Source organism: Methylomonas sp. MED-D (assembly GCF_050276835.1).
Lineage (GTDB): Bacteria > Pseudomonadota > Gammaproteobacteria > Methylococcales > Methylomonadaceae > Methylomonas > Methylomonas koyamae_A.
In genome coordinates this window covers 4459365-4478121 of sequence record NZ_CP189965.1, presented here as the reverse complement: position 1 = coordinate 4478121, position 18757 = coordinate 4459365, and the positions used below count along the sequence as shown (strand labels likewise).

Below are 18757 nucleotides of genomic sequence, written 5' to 3'. Positions count from 1 at the left end.
AACAGTCTTCTGGTTTTATGCTCTGGCGAGTAGTTGGAGAAGTCTATTGCGTGGATTGGGGTGATGGGGTCGTGATTTATCATCGCAACTCCGGTACTACGTTTTTGTTTGAGGCGATGCCGTTAGAGCTGATTCAGCGATGTTTTCAGCCTACGCCATTTGATCAAACGATGCTTGAAGACATCATCGGAAATTTCGACTTATCGGATAAATCGCGCGACAAAGCTGGGTATTTAGAAAGTCTGATACAGGTTTTGTTGCAAAAAGAATTAATTGAGCCGGTAAATTGAGATTACAGCATTTGCCTTTCCAGGAGGTTAATAGCCGACTGCGAAATAGCGGTTTGAATTTGCAACTTGGTCAGTTTTGCTTTGCTATCACGACTAAATTGGCTTCAGTGGCGCAGAGTCTTTCGATTTTGTATGCCGATTTTGAAGTTTTTGATAGTAGTGTGTTCGTCGATTTCCCCGTATCGGTTGCTTCTGGACATAATTGGTTCAGCTCGATAAGTAAAAGCGCTGAATTTCGTTTTGATGGCTACGCGCCCTTCAATCCTTTACCGCTACAACATGCCCCGGCTTTGATCGAATGGGGGATGAATTGGTGTGTATCTAGTCAAATTAATACTTTTTTGATAATCCATGCTGCTGTCATAGAGAAAAATGGCTGGGCGGCTGTGTTACCGGCGCCGCCGGGATCCGGAAAAAGTACTTTGACCGCCACGTTGATTCAAGAAGGTTGGCGATTACTATCGGACGAATTGACTCTGGTTGATCCAGTGACATTCCGAGTACACCCCTTTCCCCGTCCCGTCAGCTTGAAGAATCAATCCATTGACATCGTCGCCAAGCGCTATCCTGGCCTTGTGTTCGGGCCATTGTCAACGGATACATCGAAGGGCACTGTTTGCCATCTTAAGCCACCCGAAACCAGCGTCAGTCGGCAGAGCGAGTCTTGTCCGATTGCTTGGGTCATATTTCCAAAATATGAAGCTGGCTCCGCGACCGAGTTTGCGCCAAAGGCAAAATCGTTAACGTTTATTGATGTAGCGGATAACGCGTTTAATTTTAGTCGGTTAGGCTACGCGGGATTTTACGCCTTGCGTAATGTATTGGACCGGGCAAGCTGTTACCAGTTGCGTTACAGCTGCCTAGACGATGCCGTTCAAATTTTCGACCAACTTAAGAGCGCCGAATGAGTTTTGAATGGCCCTTGTTGGTCAAGGTGATCAACGATCAGGTGTCTCATGCCGAGTTGTCCTTACCCGAATGGGGATTATTAGTCAGGCAGGCGCGTGCATCGATGTTACTGGCGAAGTTGGTTCATCAGGTGGAAAGCCGTGGCGGGCTAGATGGTATTCCGGAAGCCGCGCGTCGGCATTTAATCTCCGCAAAATGTTTTTCCGAAAAACAAAGCAACGACCTATTTTGGGAAATTCGCCAGTTGCAAAAAGTGGCTCGACAGTTAGAGTTTCCTTTTGTCTTGTTGAAGGGCGCGGCGTATGCAGTGACTGAACACCTCGCCGCGAGAGGTAGGGTCTTTTCAGATATTGATTTACTGGTTCCCCGCGAAAAAATAGGCTCCGCCGAGAAGCGTTTGATGATTCATGGTTGGATGGGCGGGCAAAACGGCGTTTACAACGAACGTTATTACCGGCGCTGGATGCATGAAATTCCACCAATCAGACACCTGTCCAGGGGCAGCGTCATCGATCTACACCATAACATCCTGCCGATAACGTGTAAGGATTGTCCCGATGCCGGATTACTACTAGCCGATGCGCGCGCATTGGATAAATTCGATGGACTAGCGGTATTATCTCCTGTCGATCAAGTGATACACAGCGCGGTTCATTTGTTTTACGACGGTGAATTGGAGCACGGCTTGCGGGACTTGGTCGATTTAGATGCGCTGATTCGCGGTTTGGGCGAACAGCAGGTCAGATTGATTTCACGTTCATCCGAATTGGGTCTGGCAAGGCCAGTCCTTTACGCATTGCGTTACTCGACTACAATACTCGGTACACCGCTGTCGGACGAATTGGCCCGGCAACTTCAACAAGTGACGCCCGCCAAGGCAATTCTCGCGGTGATGGATTTTTTGTTCATTCGCGCGCTGATGCCGGTCCATCCAAGTTGCACCGACCGCTGGACAGGTTTGGCCCGTAACGTATTATTTTTGCGGGCGCATTGGTTAAAAATGCCGTGGTATTTGCTATTGCCCCATCTGACTATCAAGGCCTGGATGCGTCTGACCGGCAAAGAGAAGCACTAATTCCGGGTGCTCACTTCATGGCGAGCCGACTTGACAGTCTTAAACAAGAACCTTCTCGACATGAAAATCTTACATATTCTGGATCACTCGATTCCATTGCACAGCGGCTACACCTTTCGTACCCGAGCGATACTCGAACAGCAACGTAAGCTGGGTTGGCACACTTTTCATGTGACTTCCGCCAAGCATCAGGCTCCCGGTAGCGATTTCGAAACGGTGGATGGCTTGGATTTTTATCGTTCGTCCCAACCGCGAGGTTTACAGGCAAAATTACCCGTTATGAACCAATGGGCGATTGTTCAGACTCTGGCGCGGAGGTTGGACCAGATCATTCCGGAAATTCGCCCGGATATCCTGCATGCTCATTCTCCGGCATTAAACGGGATGGCGGCTTTGAGAATGGCCAAAAAATACCGATTGCCGTTGGTTTACGAATGCCGGGCATTTTGGGAAGATGCCGCCGTCGACCACGGTACGACCGCGGAAGGTAGCTTGCGTTACCGTATTACCAAAGCCCTGGAAACGTATGTGTTTAAGAATGCCGATGCTGTGACGACGATTTGCGAAGGACTCCGCAACGATATTATCGGACGGGGTATTCCAGCCGAAAAAATCACCGTGATTCCCAACGCGGTCGATATCGAAAAATTCAGTTTCGGTGATGTTGCCGAGCCCGCGCTACTCGATCAACTAGGCCTGACGGGAAAAATTGTACTCGGTTTCATTGGTTCGTTTTATGCGTACGAAGGTTTATTGTTGTTGCTGGATGCTTTGCCCGAGATCGTCCGGCAGCGGCCGGATGTCCGGCTGCTGTTGGTTGGCGGCGGTCCGCAACAAGCACAAATCCAACAGAAAATTCAAGCCTTAGGGCTGGCGGGCTGGGTTGTGATGCCGGGACGGGTTCCCCATGATCAGGTGCAACGGTATTACAATTTGGTCGATATTTTCGTCTATCCGAGATTGTCGATGCGACTGACCGATTTGGTTACGCCCCTGAAGCCGCTCGAAGCCATGGCGCAAGGTCGCCTGTTGGTGGCTTCGGATGTCGGCGGTCATCACGAATTGATCGAAGATCGTCGGACCGGCTATTTGTTCCGAGCCGGCGACCAAGCGGCCTTGGCGTCGACCGTTTTGAATGCCTTGGCCGATAAATCGCATTGGGACGACATCCGTCGAGCTGGACGGCACTATGTCGAACAAATCCGTAACTGGCAAACCAGCGTGGCACGTTATCAAGCGGTGTATGCCGGATTGATACGGGACGGGCATGACACGGACTGATCCCAGGCTGGTGGTTTTCAGCAGTCTCTACCCCAGTCAGGTTCGCCCGAATGCCGGTGTATTCGTCCGGGAGCGCATGCGCAGGGTCGCGGCGCACTGTGCGTTGGCGGTGGTCTCGCCGGTACCATGGTTCCCGTTTCAAGGGGTGATCCGCAAATTCAAGCCCAATTACCGGCCACAGCCCGCCACTTACGAATGTCAGGACGGTATCGACGTTTATTTCCCGAGGTTTCTGTCCTTGCCAGGATTAGGCCGCCGGTGGGACGGATTGATGATGGCGTTGGGCAGTTATCGGACTTTATACCGATTGTCTCGCAACTTCGGATTTAATCTGATTGACGCGCATTTTGCCTATCCGGACGGCTACGCGGCAGGATGGTTGGGGCGCTGTTTCCACGTGCCGGTTACAATCACGTTACGCGGCACCGAAGTACCGTTGTCCAAAATCGCCAGTCGGCGGGCGCGCCTGTTGGCGGCGCTTCGTAGGGCCGTTCGAGTGTTCTCTGTGTCGGAATCGCTTAAACGACATGTCGTTAGCATCGGTGCCGAAGCCGATAAAATTTTGGTGGTGGGGAATGGCGTCGATACGAATGTCTTCTATCCGCTGGATAAAGTCTCGACTCGTCAGAGTTTGCAACTCAACGTCGATGCGCCGGTGCTGATTTCAGTGGGTGGCTTGGTCGATCGCAAAGGGTTTCACCGAGTCATCGAGATATTGCCGGCGCTGCTGGCAAAACATCCCGGTTTACGCTACTTGATTGTCGGTGGCGGCAGTCCGGAGGGTGATATTCGCCAGCGTCTGGAGAAGCAAGTCGCCGAACTCGGCCTCGCTGAACAGGTGCGTTTCCTGGGTGCGATGCCCGCCGCAGCCTTGAAAGAGGTTCTGTCCGCCGCCGACGTTTTTGTATTGGCGACGGCTAACGAAGGCTGGGCCAACGTGCTCTTGGAAGCGATGGCTTGCGGTTTGCCGATTGTAACCACCGATGTTGGCGGCAATCGCGAGGTGGTTTGCGACGATAGTTTGGGGCAGGTGGTGCCGTTCGGCGATCGCGATGCCTTGCTGAAGGCGCTCGATGCCGCGCTAGGGCGGGACTGGGATCGCCATGCGATTATTGCCTATGCCGCTCAGAATGCCTGGGATCAACGCGTCGCTGTCTTGGTGGCGGAATTCAACCAACTGGTAAATCGATCATGAGCCTTTACACTTCGCTGTGCTCCTCCGTGCTGTTTCCTCTACACGAAGCGTTAAAAAAACACAGTACCGTCAGGGTGCGCAAGGCGATGGAGCGTAGCCAGTGGTTGGGCGTGGACGAAATTCGCCAGGCTCAGGTCAAGGACTTGACACGGTTTCTAACCGATATTGGCCAGCATGTGCCTTACTATCGGACATTGTTTGCGGCATTAGACTTCAAGCCGGCGCAGGTCGCCAGTTTAAACGATTTGGCGCGCCTGCCCTTGCTGGACAAGCCGACGATACGCGCCAATTTGGATAAAATGCGGGCGGATGATGCCGAGGGTTTGGCCCGCTTCAACACCGGCGGATCAAGCGGCGAGCCATTGATTTTTTACATCGGCAGTCGCCGCGTCAGTCACGATGTGGCCGCCAAATGGCGCGCCACCCGCTGGTGGGGTGTCGACATCGGCGATCCCGAAGCGGTGATATGGGGGTCGCCGATCGAGCTGGGCGCGCAGGATAAAATTCGGCTGATTCGCGATAAGCTGTTGCGGACCCATTTAATACCGGCTTTCGAGATGTCTCAAGAAAAGTTGGACGGCTTCGTGGCCAGGATACGGCAAATCCGGCCGAAAATGCTGTTCGGCTATCCGTCGGCGTTAGCGCATATTGCCAGTCACGCCGAAAAGCGCGGCGTGGCAATGACCGATTTGGGTATCAAGGTGGCGTTCGTCACGTCCGAGCGCTTATACGATTATCAGCGTGACAAGATTCAAGCGGTCTTCGGTTGTCCGGTTGCCAACGGCTATGGCGGCCGCGATGCCGGTTTCATCGCTCATCAGTGTCCGGAAGGCGCGATGCACATCACGGCGGAAGACATCATCGTCGAAATTGTCGATAAACAAGGCAAGCCGCTGCCCAATGGCGAGTTGGGCGAGATTGTCGTCACCCATCTGGCTACGCGCGATTTCCCGTTTATCCGCTACCGCACCGGCGACATGGGAATCTTGTCCGACAAAACTTGCGCTTGCGGGCGAGGGCTGCCGTTACTCGAAGACATACAAGGTCGCACCACCGACTTCGTTGTGGCGCGGGACGGCACCGTGCTGCACGGCCTGGCCTTGATTTATGTGTTGCGCGATTTAGAAGGTGTCGACGCTTTCAAGATCACGCAAGACAGTCTGGATAAGACCAGCGTGCAAATCGTCAAGACCGAGGCTTACCGAGCCGAATCCGAACAACGCATCGTCGCGGAATTTAAAAAGCGATTGGGTGATACGGTCAACGTTGCGATCGAATATACCGATTACATACCCAAGGAGCGTTCCGGCAAATTCCGGTACGTTATCAGCCACGTCAAGCCTTAATCGAGCAACATGACAAAATTCGCGGGATGGGTGGGCAGCGGAGCCTGGAACGAAAGCGCTGTCGCGAGTCTGACCGAGTTGGTCGGTCGGGCCGGATCGGCCTTCGATTTTCAATACGACGGTCATTTCGGACTGGCCAGTCAAGCGCCGGCGCTGCTCCGAGACGATGGCATTCTGTTGTTTGCTTTGAAGACGGCTGCTTCTACGGAGCATTTGCGGGAAGTCTTGGCGCGGTATCGGCGGCACGGTGCCGCTTTATTCGATGGCGGTAGCTCATGCGATGGCGTGGTTTTGATCGATAGCGTCCGCCGTTTGCTGTTGGCTGCCACGGACCCTATCGGCTTGAGTCACATTTATTACGCGGTTACCGATTCCGTGATCGTGTTTGGTTCCAGTTCCGATTTCGTGGTTCGCCATCCGGCGGTCGAAAGCGAAATTTCGGCGCAGGCTATTTACGATTACGTCTATTACCACCATTGCCCTAGCCCAAACACCATCTACACCAAGGTCAAGAAGTTGGAAGGCGGTCAGCAATTGAGTTTCGAAGACGGCAAACTGGAACTGCGCCGTTATTGGTTGCCGTCGTTTAACGAATCCGCGCTCGATTTAAGGCAGGTCGGCGAGGATTTGAAAGCCGGCTTGATCGAAACCGTGCGCGGCATGGTCGGCAGCGGAGACGATACCGGCGCATTTTTAAGCGGTGGCTTGGATAGTTCCAGCGTGGCTGGCGCGCTGGCTAAAGTGTTTCCCGGGAAGGCCAAGACCTTTTCGATGGGTTTTCCGGTCGAAGGTTACAACGAAATCGAATACGCCAACATTGCGGTCAAACATTTCAATACGCGTCAACACGAGTATTACGTAACGCCGGAAGACACGGTAAATGCCGTCCCGATGATTGCTGCGTATTACGATGAGCCGTTCGGCAACTCTTCGGCCTTGGCGGCCTACTATTGCGCGAAATTGGCTAAGGACAACGGCGTCGGGCGCTTGCTGGCCGGGGACGGCGGCGATGAGATCTTCGCCGGCAACGAGCGCTACGCCAAGCAGATGTTGTTCGAGCATTACCATCGGCTGCCCCGAGCGGTTGGCGCCGGCTTGGAAGGGGTGTTGAACGCCTTGCCGGCCGGCTTGGCGAATACTAAATTGCCGTTCAAGGCCAAACGCTATATCGAGCAAGCCAAGGCCGCGATGCCGGATCGATTGCAGGATTACAACTTTTTGCACCGTCACACCGCTGCCGACATTTTTGTCGGCGATTTTCTGGCGCAAATCGATACCGGCGAACCGCTGCAACTGCTACGAGACAATTACCGGCGCCCGGATCAGGCGAGCACCTTGAACAGAATGCTGTATATGGACTGGAAAGCCACGCTGCACGACAACGATTTGGTCAAGGTCAATCGGATGTGCGAACTGGCCGGCGTTGAGGTCTGCTATCCGTTGCTCGATAGCCGTATCGTTGAGTTGTCCTGCCAAATACCGTCCGCCGCTAAATTGCACGGTCAAAAATTACGTTGGTTTTATAAGCAGGCGATGGCGGATTTTCTGCCGGACGCGATCATCAACAAATCCAAGCACGGCTTCGGGCTGCCGTTCGGTATTTGGCTCAAAGACCATCAACCCTTGAAAGATTTGGCCTACGACGCGATCAACGCGTTGAAAAAGCGCGGTTATTTCAAGCCGGAATTTCTCGATCACGCGATTGCGATGCATCAAAGCATACACGCGGCCTACTACGGCGAACTGATCTGGATTTTGATGATGTTGGAACTGTGGTTTGCCGGCAAACAAAAGGCGTGATGCACGCGGCAAGGCGAGTGACAAAAAACGTCAGTTTTCGACTTGGAACGATGGTGCAAGGCTTGCCGGGTTTCCGCGGGTTGCTGTTTGATTTAGTGGTCTAGGGCTGGGTTTTAGGTAAGCTGTTGATCTTGTTTTCAAAAAAATCACTAGCTATGTTGTAATCGCAAAAGCCCGTTCTGGCATAAGTCTTGTATTGGTTAATGCGTTCGTTATTCAATCAGACAGAGAGATACCGCTATGAACATTCAAATGCGTAAAACACAACAAGGTTTCACCTTGATCGAACTGATGATCGTCGTCGCGATTATCGGTATTTTGGCCGCTATCGCGATTCCGGCTTATCAAGACTACACCGTTAAAGCTAAAGTTTCAGAAGGTCCGAGTTTGGCCTCTCCGCTTTTTACTGCTGCGGGGGTGGCTTGTAGTGAGCAAGATTTGGGAGCTACGGCAACTAAAACTAATCTGGACTATGGTTTGGCAGCGTCTACTACGATAAACGGCAAGTATGTGAATTCGGCCTTACTCACGACATCAAGCTCTAGTACTGCTCTGGTTACGATTACCTATACTGTAATTGGGAGTTCGATTACCTCGACGTCGAATAAGCTTTATTATAGAGGCGAATGCACTGCTGGAGCGGGCATGAAATGGAGCATACCAGCCTCAGGTACTTCAAACCCGGTTAACGCTAAGTACAACCCAAAAACCTAAGATTATAAGCGTAATTTTGAGGTGGTTATTGAAAAGGGGCTTTTTAGCCCCTTTTCTTTTTGGCATTAATCTTCTGTGATTTGTTAATGGTTAGTGTATTTTCTAATTTGTATCTAAAGCTGTCAATATTATTTCTGGCTGTTGTCCTGGTTTATTTTCCCGGGAAAAATGGCCCTTTTGTTGCCGATGACTTTCCAAATATATTGGATAATTCTGGAGTTGCCATTGACAGCTTGGATGTCGATTCTATCCGCTCTGCGATGGTTGGGAATACCGGGGCCAGATTTAAAAGGCCGTTAGCGGGGGTTAGTTTTGCGTTGAATTATTATTTTTCTGGACAATCCTACGACAAACAAGTCTTTAAGCTGACTAATATCGCCGTTCACGGCGTAAACGCGATACTGGTGTTTTTGGTCGCCAGGCTTTTAGTTGGAGCGTATGCACCAAGCTGTCCATCGGATTATGTGGCTTGGTTAGTAGCCATGGTCTGGGCGTTACATCCATTACAAGTCAGTACAGTGCTTTACGTTGTACAACGTATGACCAGTCTTTCGACGAGTTTCGTATTAATGGGGATTTGGCTGTTTTTGAAAGGTCGGTTGGCATTAAATGCGAAATATAGTTTGATTTTAATGTTCGCTGGCTGCATCTCGGGGACTGGATTCGGCGTGGCGGCGAAAGAAAATGCATTGTTATTGCCTTTCATGATCGCTGTTTGCGAGTTTTTTATTTTGCCCCGTGAGCAAAATAGATCGCGATCGGATAAGTCTAAATTACGTATCTATTATGCGTTGACCTTGGTACTTCCGATGCTGGTCGGTCTGGTGCTGTTGTTGGTCGCTCCGGACTTTATATTTCGAGATTATGCCGTTAGAGAGTTTACTCCAAGTCAGCGTTTGATGACCGAGGCTAGAGTTTTATTTTACTATGTCGGATTGTTGTTCTATCCGGATAATCGTAGTTTTGGATTATTTAATGATGACTTCCCAATTAGTTTTGGCTTATTTAACCCGGCAACTACTGCGTTAGCATTGGTGGGAATAATTGTACTGCTCACAGTACCAGTCCGTTCCCTGCTGTGTCGAAAAGAGTCATTGGTGGGTTTTGCAATTATGTGGTTTTTGGTAGGGCATTCCATCGAGTCTACGATATATCCATTGGAGCTGGTTTTTGAGCATCGCAATTATCTGCCGAGCGTAGGTGTGGTGATTTTTTTTGTGTTAGGCGTGTATCAATTTCTTTCGAAATACGTAAGTAAAAGCTTTATCAATGCGCTGTTTTTAGCTTTGATTGTCGCTTTGTCAGCAGGTACGTATTTGCGAGCTTCAATATGGGCTGATTTGGATAGCCTGGCTTATTTCGAGGTTAGAAATCACCCGTCATCTCCTCGGGCAAATACAGTGTATGCAAACACTGTCGAACTTAAGGTTGGTCCAAATATAGAGAGTTATCAATATTACTTGAAAGCAGCTAAGTTGAATAACTATGAAATTGCTTCACTGGTGGAGGCGTACCTTGAGTTGAGTCGACTGATATATCTCAACCGTGTAAAAGTATACGAGGCACCGGTGACGCTTCCAAGATCCTATGACGATTCTATACAGATCAATATGGCATATATGGAAGAGCTTAGACACTTGTTAAATCAAGAGGTTATAAGAAGGATAAGTGCAAAATCCTCGCCGTTGCGTACGATGTTAGAGCTGAGGAGTGTGGCGAATTGTTTGATAAATGACGACTACGAATGTCGTGAAATTAGTGGCGATATTGAAGGGTGGATTGATATAGCGTTGTCTCGGCCGGAGTTTTATGATCAGGGAATGATGAGTTTAATCAAAGCAAAGGTTCTCTGTAAGCGGGGAGAAGTTCAAAAAGCTTTCGATTTTATGGAAAAAGCTATTTTGGCGGCGCCAGATAAAGTATATTTTCAAACCGAGAAAGCTTATTTGCTTATAACGCTAAGGGAGTACGAAAAAGCAGAGGCAATAATTGACGTCGTTGAAAAGTGGCCTAACGTTAATGGATTTGATCGGAAAGAGTTTTCGACGCTTCGAGATTTTATCCGAGCGAGTAGAGTCAAGGACTTAAACTCTAATAGTTAGATTCCGAACAAGGTTGGGGCTACGGTTTCCTAAGGCGTGCCCATCGTGTAACATGGTGTCGATTTTCGGATGGCGTTCGTGCGAACGCCTCCTACTTTCGAATGACTGAATTCATCCGGCATGCGCATCCTGAACATTCGTTACAAAAACATCAATTCCCTGGCCGGCGAAGGGCGGATCTATTTCGATCAAGGGCCTATCGCTGAGGCTGGCGTGTTTGCGATTACCGGTCCGAACGGTTCGGGTAAAACCAGTATCCTTGATGTCATCACGCTGGGCCTCTATGGCGAGACCTTTCGTTTCGACAAGCCGGCCGAGCATGTAATGACCAAACAGACCGACGAAAGCGTGGCCAGCGTCGAGTTTTCGTTGGGTGGCGAGAAGTTTCGTTCCGATTGGTATGCCAGGCGGGCGGAAGGCGATAAACAGTCGCGGGCCGAGACCGAGATGTCGTTGACCAAGCTTGGCGAGAGCGACGAGTTGTTGGCCGAAACGCCATCGACGGTGCGTGGGCGGATTGCCGAACTGACCGGTATGGATTTCCATAAATTCAGCAAATCGATGGTGTTGCCGCAAGGCGATTTCGCGGTATTTTTAAATGCGCTGGATAGCGAGCGCATGGACATACTCGAAAAAATCGCCGGCGGCGACATTTACGAACAATACCGCCAACAAGTCGAAGCCCACTATCGCCAAATCGCGGATCGCGTCCGCCAATTGCAACAGGATAGCGCCGCGATTCCCTTGCTCGAGGAAGCAGAACTCGACGCCAGTCGCGCCGACCTGCGGGATTTTCTAGATCAACACACCGAATTGTCCGGTCAGCAGGACTATTTAAGACAACATCAGCTTAAATTGGAAAACGTCGCCGCATTGGAGGCCGAAGAGCGGCAACTGGCCCGGCAAACCGCCGAGCTTCAAACCCAAATGCAGACTTTGCAATCGGATTTGCAACGAATCGCCGCGATTGACAATGTCGACAGCTATCGTGAACAGTTGGCGGGATTGGATGCCAAGCAGTCTAAAATCGGCGAACTCCAAAGCGAGCTAGCGAGTTTGCGCCGGGAAGTGGCTAGCCTGCGTCAGCAGTTGGGCGTTGGCGGCAGCGATCTGGAACCGCCGGCCGGCGACCGGGATTGGGCTTCGCAGAAACGGATTATCGACGACATCAAGATCAGGCTCAGCGAGTTGAAATTAGAATTGCCCAGGGAACTGGCGGCGGTGGAGGCGGCCCAACAAACCTTGGCCGACAAACGTGCCGCGCTCACCGAGCTGGAAGGGTGGTTGCAAGAGCATCGCAGCGAGGCCATTCTGCTAACGGACTTTCCGGATGTCGTGCAGTTGCGCAATCTCAGAACCGAGATCGCGGAACTAGGTGCCAAGCAGAAGACGCAGTTGGCTTGGTCGAAAAATACCTCGGCGGCCTTGAAAAAGAATCAAACGGCCTTGACCGATGCCAAGGCCGGCTTGGTTGAGTTACAGGAGCGGATCGCGGCAGCCGAGGCAAATATCGCGACGCACGGTCAGGGTAGAAGCGTCGATGAAATTCGCGAGCTGTTATCCGAGCAACAGGCGAGGGTCAACGATTTCCAAGAGTTGTATTCGTTAGCCAGTGTCAATGCGAAGGTGACCAAAAAGGGCTTGTTCGGTTGGCTGTCGACGAACAAGTCGTCGGAGTTTCCCGACGAGGGCGAACTGCGCGACAAATTGGCGGCGCTGAAACACGAATTCGGCCGAGAGGAAAACATCGGCTCGGCGCTGGAACAAGCGATCGCCAACGAGGCCTTGTTGCGCAAAATGACGCCCGATCGCGGGAAATTGGTGGACGGCAAACCTTGTTTCCTATGCGGCTCCTTGCATCATCCTTACACGTCGAAACCGCCGGTAATGACCGACTCGAAAAAGGCGTTAGTCGATCAGCGCGGCAAAATGCAAGCCTTGAAGGCTGCCATGGCCAATATCGAAGCCCAGTTGACCGCGGCGGAAAAACGTAGTTCACAGATGTCCGCCAAGGAACGGCGCTTGCAGGAAATGCGCGCGCAATGGCGGGTTTTGGTGAATCGGCTGAATGTCGCCCGCGACGGTATGGCGATCGAAAATCTGAGCTTGCAAAAGCAGTGTTTGGACCAGGAAACCGAAGAACTCGAAAAAATTAAACTGCTGCTGAAAGATGTCGGCCAGTGGCAACGCAACATTGGGAAATGGACCGACGAAATCGGCGTGAAACAAGCGCAAATCCTCAAATTGGCGGCTGTCGTCGAGCAATTGGAAACCGCGTGGAATAACCGTCCGCCCGAAGCCATTGAAGGCGAACAGCAATTGGCCGCGTTGAAAGCTTCTGAAAAGGCCTTGTTGGACAAACTGGAGAAAGCGTTGATGCCTCTGGGGGAGAAAATACCGGGCAAGTCCAAGGAAAATGCTTTGTTCGATCGCCTGAATGTCCGGCGCCAGGACTATCAAATACGCGATTTGCGCAAACAGGGTGTGCTTGCCGATATCAACGGTTTGCAGGACGGTTTGCAATCCGGTCAGGCGCGCATTATTCGCTATCAAGCGGAAATTGCCGAACTGACCGAAGCCTTGCAAAACCATGAGTTGTCGGGTTTGCATTTGGCATTGTTCGAGAAACAAACGTCAATCGCCGACCTTGAAGCCCGGTTTGGTCAGCTTGAGGCGGATTACGACGTCCACTTTGGCCAATTGCGCGACCGATGGTTGGCCGACGGCTTCAGCGATTTGGAGAGCTTGAGGTCGGTGTTAGAGCAATGGAATAGCAGAACGGAAATGGCCGAGATTCTAGCGAAAATGGAGCAGCGCTTGGCGGCATTGAACGTAGAATTGGCCGAGCAGGATTTACGCTTGCAAAAAGCCTATGCCGCGTTGCCTGGGCCCGACACAGCGGCCGATTTACTAGTCATGCAACGCGCGCTGTCTGAAAAAATCGACATTACCGAGCACGAGATCCGGAGCTTGGAGCACAAACTTGCCAAGCAACAGACTTACGCGGAGACCTTTGGCGAACTGCAAGAACAACTGCGGCGGGAACTAGCGGCTTTCGCCGAAGCGGAAGCGGAGTTGAATTTGATCAACCACGAGCAGGGCGGGATGCGGCGGCGGATTCAACAGTTGTTGGTCGAGAAACTGCTACGGCAGGCGAATCGAATCTTGGAAGGCTTGAGCGGTCGCTATTATTTACGTAACGGCTTTAGCGAGTACGGTTTGGCATTGGAAGTCGAGGATACTAAGCAGATCAACGTACGGCGTTTGCCGAAAACCTTATCGGGCGGCGAGAGTTTTGTTGTCAGCCTGGCGTTGGCCTTGGCATTATCGGAAATTGCCAACAACGGTAGAGCGATCGATTCCTTGTTCTTGGACGAGGGGTTCGGCAATCTTGACGCCGAGGCGCTGTATCTGGCGATGACGACGCTGGAGAGCCTGAAAACCCAAGGTAAGATTGTCGGGGTGATTTCTCACGTAGATGCCGTGAAAAAGCGGATTAAGACCCAAATCGAGTTGGTCAAAAACACCAACGGTTTTAGCGAGTTGAAAATGGTGGCCTGACCGCCGGCGCGGTCGGGCCTGTTCAGGTGTTCATGGATTTGGCGTCGGTTTGAAGGCTTTGCCGTAAGTGGTGTCCGCGTTGAAATCGTCCCAAACGTAGACCGGCCTGACGATGGGTTGAGTGGGAATCGGCGCCGAGATTAAGTCAAGCACGCCGACGCCCATCCTGGCGCCCATATTGATCAAGCCTTTGAAAGTGCCGCCAACGAAACCGTACACGACATTGCTTTGGTTATTCACCAGGATGATGTTTTTAGGGATTTCCAGCGACGCAGTGGCGATATTGGCCAGCCCGGAACTGAGTTTGCGGCCTACCGTTTCTCCATAGCTTTCGTTTTCACCGGGTTGGGCATGCGCGGCGGCGGCGAACGCGGCGATCAAGCTGAAGGCCCAAACGGTTTGCTTTGCTTTCATAGCGTATCCTGAATCTGTTGACGAATCGGCGCCGCCCGCAAGCGGGCGACGGTACCCGAGCAAGTATAGCAGTGGGTGTGCTTACTTTTTCAAGGCCTTGGCGAAGGCATTGCTCATGGTATTCGGCACGGCCGGCTGTGGTTTGCCTTTAAGCGCCGGTTTGTTCGCGGGCCTTTGCGGCTTTTCGCCGCGCACGATGTCGGCTTCGTCGACACTCTTTTTCATGCTCAACGAAATCCGCTGCCTAGCGACATCGATTTCCAATACTCTGACTTTGACCATGTCGCCCGCTTTGACGACATCGCGCGGATCCTTGACGAAGTCGTCGGCCAAGTGAGAAATATGCACCAGACCGTCCTGGTGCACGCCGATGTCGACGAAGGCGCCAAAGGCGGCGACATTGGTGACCACACCCTCCAGTGTCATGCCGGGTTCCAGATCGGTGATTTTCTCGACACCTTCCTTGAATTGCACGCTTTTGAACTCGGGGCGCGGGTCGCGGCCGGGTTTTTCCAATTCCTGCAAAATATCGGTGACGGTCGGCAGGCCGAAGTCGGCGTTGGCGTAGTTGGCGGGATTCAGGCTACGTAGTGCCTGGCTTTGGCCAATCAGATCGCGTATCGATTTGCCGGTGTCGTCCAGGATGGCGTTGACCACCGGGTAAGCCTCGGGATGCACCGCCGAGGCGTCGAGCGGGTTGTCGCCGTTCATGATGCGTAAAAAGCCGGCGGCCTGTTCGAAGGCTTTGTCGCCGAGGCGCGGCACTTTCTTCAACTGCGCGCGGTTGGCGAAAGGGCCGTTTTGGTTGCGGAAGGCGACGATGTTTTCGCTGATACTGGCACTCAGGCCGGAGACTTGTTTCAGCAAGGCGACCGATGCGGTATTGACGTCAACACCGACCGCGTTCACGCAATCTTCGACCACGGTGTCCAGCATGCGAGCCAGTTGCACTTGGTTGACGTCGTGCTGGTATTGGCCGACGCCGATGGATTTGGGGTCGATCTTGACCAATTCGGCCAACGGGTCTTGCAAGCGGCGGGCGATGGATACCGCGCCGCGTAACGATACGTCGAGATCGGGAAATTCCTTGGCGGCCAATTCCGATGCCGAATACACCGAGGCGCCGGCTTCCGAAACGGTGATTTTCTGGAACAGCAGTTCTTTATGCCGTTTCATCAAATCGGCGACCAATTGGTCTGTTTCACGGGATGCGGTACCGTTGCCGATACTGACCAGTTGCACGCCGAATTGAGCAATCATGCGCGCCAGCGTGGCGATGGATTGGTCCCACTGGTTTTTCGGCTGGTGGGGATAAACGGTTTCGGTGGCCAGCAGTTTGCCGGTGGCATCGACCACCGCCACCTTGACGCCGGTGCGGATACCGGGATCCAGACCCATCGTCGCTTTCGGACCTGCCGGCGCCGCCAGCAACAAGTCGCGCAAATTGCTGGCGAAAACGCGGATGGCCTCCTGCTCGGCGGCTTCGCGCAAGCGCAGTTTCAAATCCATGTCGATGCGGGTGAAGAGTTTGATCTTCCAGGCGAAACGGGCGGTATCGGCCAGCCAAGAGTCCGCGGGTTTAGCGGTGTCGGTGATCTGTAAACGCTGGCAAACGAATTGGGTGCAGAGTTGATGTTCTTCCTGGTCAAGCTCGGCCGGTTTCAGCGTTAAAGTCAGCATGTCCTCGTTACGGCCGCGGAACAGGGCCAACGCGCGATGCGACGGAATTTTGTTGATGGCTTCGCTGTAATCGAAGTAATCCTTGAATTTCGCGGCTTCAACTTCCTTGCCGGCGACGATGGTCGATTGCAATATGCCTTTGTTCCAAATGCGCTCCCGCAGTTCGGAAAGTAATTCGGCGTCTTCGGAAATCCGTTCCATGATGATCTGGCGGGCGCCATCCAACGCGGTGGCGACATCGGCTATCCCTTTGTCCGCATCGATATAGCGCTGGGCGACTTGCTCTGGAACCAGATCGCGATCGTCCAATAGCGCATCGGCCAGCGGCTCCAGTCCGGCTTCGCGGGCGATTTGCGCCTTGGTACGGCGCTTGGGTTTGTAAGGTAGGTACAAGTCTTCCAGCAAGGTTTTGGTATCTGCGTCGAGTATGGCCTGTTCCAGCTCCGGTGTCAGTTTGCCCTGCGAACGTATGCTGTCGAGTATCGTATTGCGTCTGTCGTTCAGTTCCCGCAAATACGTTAAGCGTTCCTCCAGATGCCGCAATTGGGTGTCGTCAAGGCCTTCGGTCACTTCCTTACGGTAGCGGGCGATAAACGGCACGGTGGCGCCTTCGTCGAGCAACGCGACGGCGGCGGCGATTTGTTGAGGTTTGACGGAGAGTTCCGCGGCTATGCGCTTGATGACATCCATTGAGCTTTGCAGAGATGGTTGGAAACCGGTGATTTTACCGTAGTTAAGCGCCAGTCGAAGCGTCGGACCGGTTTACGTGAGGCACAAAAAAGGCGCTGTTTCTATCGAAACAGCGCCTAATCGAAAGAAGAACTTAATTATTATTATGGAAAACGATTACTTTGCTTGGCTCAGAATATCGTTGTTGAAGTCTTTGTGTTTAGCCAAGACTTGCGCTTCCGCTTGAGCAGTGGTTTCGCCGCTCATTTTCAAATGTTTAGTTTCGTCCATTTTCAGAAGTAGTACGCCAGCAATAGCGATAGCGGTTACGACAGCGACGACGGTAAAGGTATTGTCTTTTTCTTGTTCAGCCATTTTTATAATCCTCATCTTTGTTGTAATAATCAGCCCGTCTAGCAGGGGCAACTCGAGTTGTATGTCGAATGTTTAGTGTTTTTTTAGTCGACGGGGTATTTTTTACACTTAAATTTGTTTTGTGTCAAAACATTATTTTTTTTTTGTGCTGATTGGTGTTGGCGTCGGCTTATATTTATGAATTTATTGATAAAAATTTGTTTTGTATGCGGCTGGGACGCAAGGCGTCGCTTGCAGACAGGCGACCGGTATCGAGGCGGATGTGGGTTTTAGCTTCGGTTCGGGGTATCTTAAGCTCGCCAGCGCTACTGATCGGGCGGATAGCTTCGGTATTCGGCGGTTTGGTTGTCTTTTTACATTCGGAGAAACGTTTACATGGTTAAGCATATTCATTTGTTTTTCGTGGCATTGCTGGTGGTCAGTTTTTTGGGGCGGGTAGCGTTGGCGCAATTTAAGCCGGAGCTATTGGCGCGGAAGTGGCTGAAACTGGCTCCGCATGTCATCGCCGGCGTGTTGTTGTTGAGTGGTGCGATTTTGGTATTTCAAGGCGACTGGCTTGCCGGCAACTTCGGGTGGATTGTCGCGAAATTAGTGGTTTTGGTCGGCTTTATGATCGCCGGTGTTCGGACTATCCGCGAGGAGGGCGCAAGTCGCTGGAGGTGGTTTGGCGTGGCCTTGCTTTGCCTGTTTTATATTTCGAAAGTCGCGATGACCAAGCAAATTTTCTTCTTTTTTGGCTGATCGGTTGACGCCGGCTATCCCTTGCCGGCTCTGGATTTTTGTTGGCGGATCGTCACGTTTTTGGAGCGACGCTAGAGCCGTTTGGCCGTAAAGGCTTGCCAAATCAATGCCTTCTGGGGTAACCTCCCTACCTCCTGTCAATACTCAACGAAAGGAGGGTAGGATGCGAAAAACGAAATGGACGGCAGTTATGCTGGTTTCTATGAGTCTAGCGTCTTTTAGCTCTGTAAGTTTAGCGAAAACAGAAAGACACGGTTTATTGTCCATTGCACATAGCGGAGTCGCCTCTTATTACAGCGACAAACTGCATGGTCAGCGGACAGCAAGCGGTGAAATCTACGACAAAAATTCGTTAACAGCGGCCCATGCCAATCTCCCGTTCGGGACCTTGCTGCGGGTGGTCAATCTCAACAATAACCGCAGTGTTGATCTGCGGGTCAACGGACGGCCGGGCCGGCATAACAAGCGCTTGCTCGACGTCTCCAAACGAGCCGCCAAGGAGCTGGGATTTGTCCAGGCCGGGTTGGCTCAAGTCAAGATCGAAATCTTGCGCTGGGGCGAAGCTTAGCGCGGAAAAAAGGCGCGATTGCCGGGCAATCGCGCCT

Annotated in this window: 15 protein-coding genes; 12 read left to right on the top strand and 3 right to left on the bottom strand. The window is 52.1% G+C overall.

The window, feature by feature from the left end; all coding sequences use genetic code 11:
* The first annotated feature begins 17 nt into the window (after positions 1–17).
* From ACQE3E_RS19870 to ACQE3E_RS19825, 10 genes are all read left to right on the top strand, one after another.
* Positions 18–290, top strand: a complete 273-nt coding sequence (locus tag ACQE3E_RS19870; RefSeq protein ID WP_064024887.1) for a hypothetical protein — start codon at positions 18–20, stop codon at positions 288–290.
* 53 nt (positions 291–343) lie between these two features.
* The gene (locus tag ACQE3E_RS19865; protein ID WP_313730565.1) at positions 344–1198 is read left to right on the top strand and encodes an HprK-related kinase A; all 855 of its coding nucleotides are present in this window, start codon (positions 344–346) and stop codon (positions 1196–1198) included.
* A complete protein-coding gene (locus ACQE3E_RS19860) occupies positions 1195–2274 on the top strand; it encodes a nucleotidyltransferase domain-containing protein (protein WP_313730566.1) in 1080 nt (359 codons plus the stop codon). Before ACQE3E_RS19865 ends, ACQE3E_RS19860 begins: the two co-directional genes overlap by 4 nt.
* 60 nt (positions 2275–2334) lie before the next feature.
* Positions 2335–3555, top strand: a complete 1221-nt coding sequence (locus tag ACQE3E_RS19855) for a TIGR04063 family PEP-CTERM/XrtA system glycosyltransferase (protein WP_313730567.1) — start codon at positions 2335–2337, stop codon at positions 3553–3555.
* Positions 3542–4750, top strand: coding sequence for a glycosyltransferase (locus ACQE3E_RS19850; protein ID WP_313730568.1), 1209 nt, complete (start codon positions 3542–3544; stop codon positions 4748–4750). Before ACQE3E_RS19855 ends, ACQE3E_RS19850 begins: the two co-directional genes overlap by 14 nt.
* Positions 4747–6096 carry a phenylacetate--CoA ligase family protein gene (locus tag ACQE3E_RS19845; RefSeq protein ID WP_313730569.1) on the top strand — a complete coding sequence of 450 codons (1350 nt, stop codon included), beginning with the start codon at positions 4747–4749 and terminating at the stop codon, positions 6094–6096. The genes ACQE3E_RS19850 and ACQE3E_RS19845 overlap by 4 nt, the downstream gene beginning before the upstream one ends.
* Before the next feature lie 9 nt (positions 6097–6105).
* Positions 6106–7896 (top strand): asparagine synthetase B family protein, encoded by a 1791-nt coding sequence (locus tag ACQE3E_RS19840; RefSeq protein ID WP_427500989.1) that lies wholly within the window; start codon positions 6106–6108, stop codon positions 7894–7896.
* Between the two features lie 240 nt (positions 7897–8136).
* Positions 8137–8610, top strand: coding sequence for a pilin (locus tag ACQE3E_RS19835; RefSeq protein WP_313730571.1), 474 nt, complete (start codon positions 8137–8139; stop codon positions 8608–8610).
* 86 nt (positions 8611–8696) lie between these two features.
* A complete protein-coding gene (locus ACQE3E_RS19830) occupies positions 8697–10712 on the top strand; it encodes a hypothetical protein (protein ID WP_281021430.1) in 2016 nt (671 codons plus the stop codon).
* A gap of 120 nt (positions 10713–10832) precedes the next feature.
* Positions 10833–14273: an AAA family ATPase gene (locus tag ACQE3E_RS19825; protein WP_313730572.1), complete on the top strand. Its 3441-nt coding sequence runs from the start codon at positions 10833–10835 to the stop codon at positions 14271–14273.
* Positions 14274–14303: 30 nt separating this feature from the next.
* Here the strand turns inward: ACQE3E_RS19825 and ACQE3E_RS19820 are convergent, their stop codons facing one another.
* The 3 genes from ACQE3E_RS19820 to ACQE3E_RS19810 all read right to left on the bottom strand — a co-directional run bounded on the left by ACQE3E_RS19820 (position 14304) and on the right by ACQE3E_RS19810 (position 17411).
* Complete coding sequence (locus ACQE3E_RS19820; protein ID WP_071155722.1) at positions 14304–14687, bottom strand: exosortase system-associated protein, TIGR04073 family; 384 nt, start codon at positions 14685–14687, stop codon at positions 14304–14306.
* An 81-nt stretch (positions 14688–14768) separates the two neighbouring features.
* The gene (locus tag ACQE3E_RS19815) at positions 14769–17057 is read right to left on the bottom strand and encodes a Tex family protein (RefSeq protein ID WP_313730573.1); all 2289 of its coding nucleotides are present in this window, start codon (positions 17055–17057) and stop codon (positions 14769–14771) included.
* A gap of 156 nt (positions 17058–17213) precedes the next feature.
* Positions 17214–17411 carry a hypothetical protein gene (locus ACQE3E_RS19810; RefSeq protein WP_064024863.1) on the bottom strand — a complete coding sequence of 66 codons (198 nt, stop codon included), beginning with the start codon at positions 17409–17411 and terminating at the stop codon, positions 17214–17216.
* 375 nt (positions 17412–17786) lie between these two features.
* Here ACQE3E_RS19810 and ACQE3E_RS19805 point away from each other — a divergent pair, with 375 nt between their 5' ends.
* Together ACQE3E_RS19805 and ACQE3E_RS19800 are read left to right on the top strand one after the other, a co-directional pair.
* Positions 17787–18152 carry a SirB2 family protein gene (locus ACQE3E_RS19805; protein ID WP_313730574.1) on the top strand — a complete coding sequence of 122 codons (366 nt, stop codon included), beginning with the start codon at positions 17787–17789 and terminating at the stop codon, positions 18150–18152.
* 163 nt (positions 18153–18315) lie between these two features.
* Positions 18316–18720, top strand: coding sequence for a septal ring lytic transglycosylase RlpA family protein (locus ACQE3E_RS19800; protein WP_064024900.1), 405 nt, complete (start codon positions 18316–18318; stop codon positions 18718–18720).
* The last annotated feature ends 37 nt before the right edge of the window (positions 18721–18757 follow it).